The 5,832-nt window shown below is 28.6% G+C and carries 7 protein-coding genes and 1 pseudogene; 3 read left to right on the top strand and 5 right to left on the bottom strand.

Annotation, left to right across the window (positions count from 1 at the left end; genetic code table 11):
* A pseudogene (locus ABY863_RS12440) lies at nucleotides 1-519 on the bottom strand (porin); the annotation flags it as partial.
* A gap of 219 nt (nucleotides 520-738) precedes the next feature.
* Between ABY863_RS12440 and ABY863_RS12435 the strand changes: the two are divergent.
* Nucleotides 739-1,908, top strand: a complete 1,170-nt coding sequence (locus tag ABY863_RS12435) for a hypothetical protein (protein ID WP_372795316.1) — start codon at nucleotides 739-741, stop codon at nucleotides 1,906-1,908.
* Nucleotides 1,909-1,931: 23 nt separating this feature from the next.
* Here the strand turns inward: ABY863_RS12435 and ABY863_RS12430 are convergent, their stop codons facing one another.
* The 4 genes from ABY863_RS12430 to ABY863_RS12415 all read right to left on the bottom strand — a co-directional run bounded on the left by ABY863_RS12430 (nucleotide 1,932) and on the right by ABY863_RS12415 (nucleotide 5,111).
* Nucleotides 1,932-2,315: a DoxX family protein gene (locus ABY863_RS12430; protein ID WP_372795314.1), complete on the bottom strand. Its 384-nt coding sequence runs from the start codon at nucleotides 2,313-2,315 to the stop codon at nucleotides 1,932-1,934.
* A gap of 70 nt (nucleotides 2,316-2,385) precedes the next feature.
* On the bottom strand, nucleotides 2,386-3,426 hold the full coding sequence (locus ABY863_RS12425; protein ID WP_372795312.1) for a GMP reductase: 1,041 nt from the start codon (nucleotides 3,424-3,426) through the stop codon (nucleotides 2,386-2,388).
* A gap of 13 nt (nucleotides 3,427-3,439) precedes the next feature.
* Complete coding sequence (locus ABY863_RS12420; RefSeq protein WP_372795310.1) at nucleotides 3,440-4,354, bottom strand: bifunctional UDP-sugar hydrolase/5'-nucleotidase; 915 nt, start codon at nucleotides 4,352-4,354, stop codon at nucleotides 3,440-3,442.
* A 4-nt stretch (nucleotides 4,355-4,358) separates the two neighbouring features.
* Nucleotides 4,359-5,111 carry a 5'-nucleotidase C-terminal domain-containing protein gene (locus ABY863_RS12415; RefSeq protein WP_372795308.1) on the bottom strand — a complete coding sequence of 251 codons (753 nt, stop codon included), beginning with the start codon at nucleotides 5,109-5,111 and terminating at the stop codon, nucleotides 4,359-4,361.
* Nucleotides 5,112-5,163: 52 nt separating this feature from the next.
* On the opposite strand from ABY863_RS12415, the gene ABY863_RS12410 reads away from it, so the two are divergent.
* Together ABY863_RS12410 and ABY863_RS12405 are read left to right on the top strand one after the other, a co-directional pair.
* Nucleotides 5,164-5,685 (top strand): hypothetical protein, encoded by a 522-nt coding sequence (locus ABY863_RS12410; protein ID WP_372795306.1) that lies wholly within the window; start codon nucleotides 5,164-5,166, stop codon nucleotides 5,683-5,685.
* A partial coding sequence (locus tag ABY863_RS12405) for a dihydrodipicolinate synthase family protein (RefSeq protein WP_372795318.1) occupies nucleotides 5,685-5,832 on the top strand: 148 nt, incomplete at its 3' end. The genes ABY863_RS12410 and ABY863_RS12405, both read left to right, overlap by 1 nt.

Genomic DNA, 5,832 nt, shown 5'->3' with positions numbered 1-5,832 from the left:
TCCTTTAATCCATACTCCTAAACCTCTTGCAGCATCATCATTTTTATTAACAGTTAACAGCGAAAATAGTGGTGCATCTATCGCCATTAATGAAGCACTACTTCTAACGTTCCATCTGCTTAATCCTCCCCATCCAGATTCCCCCATTCCAAGAGAAAATTCTTTTGAAAATTCATATTCAGCGAATAAATCAAGAACTTCAAATTGAAAATCTTTTTCTGAAGTAACATTAATGTTATTTCCACCAAATAAAGAATATACATATAGTTTAGGTGTTAGTTGTGCAGAAATTCCCATTCTTAAGCGTCTTATAGATAGGTCAAACACATTATCTGCGCTTTCATTATTAATGGTGGTTCCAGGGTTGGTATCAAAGTATCTTGCCCATAATTGCATTCTAACAGAAGCTTTTATATAGGTTTTACCAGATTCGTCTAAATTTAATTTAAGTTTATTACTCTGTGTATAGGCTATACAGGTGACGAAGAATAAGGTAAATAAAAGTTTTATTTTTTTCATAATAAATAAATTGTATTAGTTTGTTTTTTTGTAGTAATTACTTAAAAATTTAACATAAATCTTAATAATAAATAGGTGTTTTATATTTTTAATTTCGACTAAACTAAAATTTATTTTTATAGAATAGTTACCAGTTTACACCATTTTATAGTTTTTTGTTTAGATTTACACTATTACACACAAATAAATATATTTTAACAAAGATTAATAGTGGTATAAATGGAGGGTAATCTTAAAGATGTTTTTAAGGATAAATTGAAAGAGTTATATGGTGATTTTCATCCTATTGTTTCTAAATTTGGTGTCACTTCTTTTGGAAAAATATCTTCTGATTTGTGTATTAGTTCCAGTCAGTTTAGTAAATTAATTTCAGGTACTGCAACGGAGGGAATGTATATAAGATCTACTAGAAATATAGAGCAATTAATTGAACATCAAAGAGCATTAAAGGATAACAAGCAATTAAAAAAGGAGTTAAATAAAAATAAAATTAAACCTAAAGAAGATAAGTTCTTTCATTCTAAAAAATTATTATTTATTAGTTTAATTTTTGTTAGTTTAATTTTAGGCTTAGTTATAGGTTATTATTTTATAAAAAAGGACTTGCTTTTTGAACATAATAGTTCTGAAAACGAGCATCCTTTAAGTGCGTTTTTTAGTAAAAAGGAAAATAAAGCTACATACTTAGGCTTCTTAAATGAGGATGAAGTGCAAGATTATTGTCCTAGCAGTGCTTATGAGGGAAAATGGAAGTTAGCAGAACCTTATAAAATTCCTCTACCAGGCAGTAAAAATTCTGGAGTATATTTATTAGCAAAATCGGCAGATATTACCTTAGTTAGTTCAAAATATTCAAGTAATAAAGGAAGAACTTTGCTAGGGTTTGAGCATTTAACACATGAAATTTGGTTAGATAAGGGTAGACAACCTTTAATTCCTAAATATTTTGATGTAAATACAACTTCATTTACAGATTTGTTTTATAATTTGGATTTTGAACATGATAGTGATTTTGTGAAAATAGCGGTTTTAAAATCGTTCTATCTTGATGAATTTACTATTGAACCAGATTCTATTATAAGAAAAGGACAACCAAGTGGTAGGTATGTAGATTATATTGATGAGAAATTGGCAAAAACCTATGGTATTGATGTTGATTATATACTTAATGAAGTAATTAGTGATTTAACACAGACAAAGTGTAATTCTACAATTAATGAGTATTGTAATCCAAATGATTTAAAAGTGAATAGCACAATATCTTTTAATTGCATTTATTCAATAGGTATTGAAAACCTTGGTTTTGGTGGAGGTTATCCATATACAAAAACCATTCAATTAGTTGAGAAAAATTATTCTGATAATTTAATTTGTGATTGTAGTGAATAATTTTTATCATTTTTTTGAGGAAATTAAAATTTGTTACCTATAATTGGAATATTTTTTCGCTGATTTAAAAGAATAATTAAACTAAGAATAAAAGTGGCAGCAGCCATATAAAACAATCCGCCACTATCATTGTTTACTTCAATGCCAAGTTGGGTTAGATGCATCATTATAGCACCACTTATTAAGCAAACAGTTAATAAAGCTCCTGCCCAAATAGTTTTAGGAATTAAAATTAAAATTGCTGCAATTAATTCTAAAACCCCAATTCCAATTCTTCCATAAGGTTCTAATCCTACTTTTGTGAATATATATACACTATCAGGATGTGCAGTAAATTTAAAGCGGAGTGTTTGAATTAAAATAAGAGCAACTGTAATTCTTAAAATTAAAATTAGTGATTTATGCATCTTTTAAAGTTTCATTTTTAGACGAATAAAAATGAATAGATTACAAAATCACTAATTTTAATTCAATAATTTATTTTGAAAAAATTTCGTTATGTTGTTCTTGAACTCTAATAAAAGTAGTTCTTTTAGTTAGTTCTTTTAATCTGCTTGCACCAACATAAGTACAAGTAGAACGTAAGCTACCCAAAATGTCTTGTACGGTATTTTCAACGCCTCCACGATATGGAATTTGAACGGTTTTACCTTCAGAAGCTCTATAGTTTGCAACACCGCCAACGTGTTTGTTCATGGCTGTTTCAGAACTCATCCCGTAAAATTGCTTATATTTTTCTCCATTTATATCAACAATTCTACCGCCACTTTCAGTATGGCCAGCTAACATTCCACCAAGCATTACAAAATCTGCTCCACCACCAAATGCTTTTGCTATATCTCCAGGTATTTTACAACCACCATCAGATACAATTTGTCCGCCTAAACCATGAGCCGCATCAGCACATTCTATGATTGCTGAAAGTTGTGGGTATCCAACACCAGTTTTAACACGAGTTGTACAAACAGAACCTGGTCCAATACCAACTTTTATAATATCTGCTCCCGCTAATAATAATTCTTCAACCATTTCACCAGTCACTACATTACCCGCCATAATTACTTTGTTTGGGTATTGCCCTCTAGTTTTTTTAACAAAATTCACAAAATGTTCTGAATAGCCATTGGCAACATCAATACAAATAAATTTTAATTGTGGGCTTTGATTTATGATTGCACTTAATTTTTTTAAATCAGCTGCACTTGTTCCTGTGCTAACAGCAATATAGTCAGTTATATTTTCATGTGCATTTTGCATAAATTCACCCCATTCCTGTATTGAATAATGCTTATGAATTGCAGTGAAAATTTTATGTTTTGATAGTTCATTTGCCATTTCAAATGTACCAACAGTATCCATATTAGCCGCCATTATTGGAATTCCATTCCATTTATGATCGCTATGTAAAAATGAAAAATTTCTATCTAAACTAACCTGAGCCCTAGAGCTTAATGTTGATCGTTTTGGACGAATCATGACATCTGTAAAACCTAATTTTATGTCGTTTTCTATGCGCATTTAATTCTATATTTTAAACAATTATACTTTTTCCTTTACTTGCTTTATTTTTGTTACTATCAAAATAAAAATCAACTCTTCCTACATTTATTCCATAGCAACCAACTTGATTTACCAAAACATTTTCACCAATACTATTTTTTGTAACAGTTGGTTTTGGTAAAAAAGTATGTGTATGACCTCCAATAATTAAATCTATATTTTTTGTTTTAGAAGCTAATTCTAAATCTCCAATAAGTTTATTTTCAGGTTTGTAGTGATAACCTAAATGAGATAAACAAATTACCAGATCACATTGTTCATCCTCTTTTAAAATTCTACTCATATCTTGAGCAATTTCAATTGGGTTTAAATATTTAGTTTCCTTATAATTTTTTGAATCTACTAATCCTTGAAGCTCAATTCCTAAACCGAAAATACCAATTTTAATTTCATCTTTTATAAAGACTTTATAGGGTTTTACATGAGTGTTTAAAACTGTATCTTTAAAATTGTAATTGGCTGATAAAAAATCAAATTTCGCATGTGGTAATTGAGCGTATAAACCATCAATTCCATTATCAAAATCATGATTTCCAATGGTTACAGCATCGTACTTTAACATGCTCATTAACTTAAATTCTAATTCACCACCATAAAAATTAAAATAGGGAGTTCCTTGAAAAATATCTCCAGCATCTAATAACAAAGTATTTGGATTTTCTTTTCTAATTGATTCAACTAAAGTAGCACGTTTTGCAACACCACCTTTATTGGCATATCTATCATGGGAACTAGGAAAAGGATCTATATGACTATGTGTATCATTAGTATGTAAAATAGTAATATGTTTGGAGTATTTTGTATCAAATGATTGTAATGAAAGTCCCCCAAGTGTTAAAAAAGCTGTAGCTGCAGTAGATTTTTGTATAAAGTTTCTTCTTTTCATAACCTTAGTTTTTTCTTTGAAATCTTCCATCAAGTTTCACTTTAATGGTGTCTGTTTCTTTAAAATAATCAATAATAGCATTTCTCAGCTTGTAATCTGTTTTATATAAATTCACAGGGTTTTTAAAGAAATTCATATTGTCTCCTCCATTTTGTAAATAATCAGTTGTTAATACAAAATATGTTCTAGTTGTATTTAAAGGGGTGTTATTTATTTTAAAGTCATATGCGTTTTTGGTGATGACTAAATTAACTTGATGAGAAAGGGGATGCGCTTTATTTTTAGTAATCAAGTAATTCACAAGTTCATCAATTTTACTAGAAGTTAATTCAACCACAACTAGTTCGTTTTCAAAAGGCATTAAATTAAAAGCATGTTCCATAGTAATATTACCTTTTGAAATACCAGCTCTAATACCTCCAAAGTTAAACATAGCAAAATCTATATTTTCCCCAGTTCTTGAATTAAAAATTGGATTTGTTTTTTTGTAACTTAAATCAGCCATTAAATTTCCTAAAGAGCTTTCTAACATTCCATCATCTCTATTTAGCTCAATTGGAGTATAGCTTAAAACGGCATTCATTTCTTTTTCAACCTTTTTTTTGTATGGTTCTATAAAGTCTTCAATGGCTTTTTTAGAGTTAATTTCTTCATTTATAAGAAGTTGTTTTCCTTCAATTCTAACTAAATGCTGTGGTTTGTTTTTACAACTAAAAAGTAATGCTATTGTAAAAAAGAAAATTATAAATTTTTTCATTGTTGAAATACTACTATTTTTAATTATTTTTGTGAAATAAGCGTAAATATAGATGATTTTTACAGGATTTAAACGAAAAAGCAATCAAATATTTTTTAACAGAAGGTTAAAAGATTTGCTTAAAAAGTCAACCGCAATTTCTTCAAAAGAAATAAAGCGTGTTATTGTGTTTTTAGATACTATTTCAGAAAAAGACAAGGTGAAAAAGGAAGTATTAGCGCTATTTAATATTGCTGAGAAAGATTTGAAGATGGTTGTTTTTCAGCAAAAAGTAAGTAAAGAAGAGAGTTCTGAAGACATAATAACTCCAAAGGATTTTGGATGGTATGGCAAAATTAATTCCGAAAAATTAAAAACCATATTAACAAAAAAATACGATTTGTTAATTAATTACAGTAAAGTTGATAATTTGTACAGCAACTTGTTATTATTGCAGTGTAAAATAGGTTTTAGAGCAGGTTTTAAACATTTGGATAATCGTTTCTATGATTTGTTAATTAATTGTGAATCAGATGATTTCGATCTATTTGATAAAGAATTATTAAAGTATTTAAAAATATTAAAAAAAATATGATGCAAGAATTGATAGGAACAGGAGTAGCGTTAGTAACGCCTTTTAATAAAGATAAATCTGTAGATTTTGAAGGGTTAAAGCGTTTGGTAAACTATCAAATAGATAATGGAATAAATTATTTGGTTATTTTAGGGACTACGGGTGAGC

Source organism: Lutibacter sp., from assembly GCF_041562875.1.
Taxonomy (GTDB): Bacteria; Bacteroidota; Bacteroidia; order Flavobacteriales; family Flavobacteriaceae; genus Lutibacter.
This window is presented reverse-complemented; position numbering and strand designations above follow the sequence as displayed.

Bases quoted from the DNA above. Each gene is read 5' to 3' on its own strand.
- ABY863_RS12435 (WP_372795316.1), top strand. From the start codon at position 739: ATGGAGGGTAATCTTAAAGATGTTTTTAAGGATAAATTGAAAGAGTTA.
- ABY863_RS12430 (WP_372795314.1), bottom strand. From the start codon at position 2,315: ATGCATAAATCACTAATTTTAATTTTAAGAATTACAGTTGCTCTTATT.
- ABY863_RS12425 (WP_372795312.1), bottom strand. From the start codon at position 3,426: ATGCGCATAGAAAACGACATAAAATTAGGTTTTACAGATGTCATGATT.
- ABY863_RS12420 (WP_372795310.1), bottom strand. From the start codon at position 4,354: ATGAAAAGAAGAAACTTTATACAAAAATCTACTGCAGCTACAGCTTTT.
- ABY863_RS12415 (WP_372795308.1), bottom strand. From the start codon at position 5,111: ATGAAAAAATTTATAATTTTCTTTTTTACAATAGCATTACTTTTTAGT.
- ABY863_RS12410 (WP_372795306.1), top strand. From the start codon at position 5,164: ATGATTTTTACAGGATTTAAACGAAAAAGCAATCAAATATTTTTTAAC.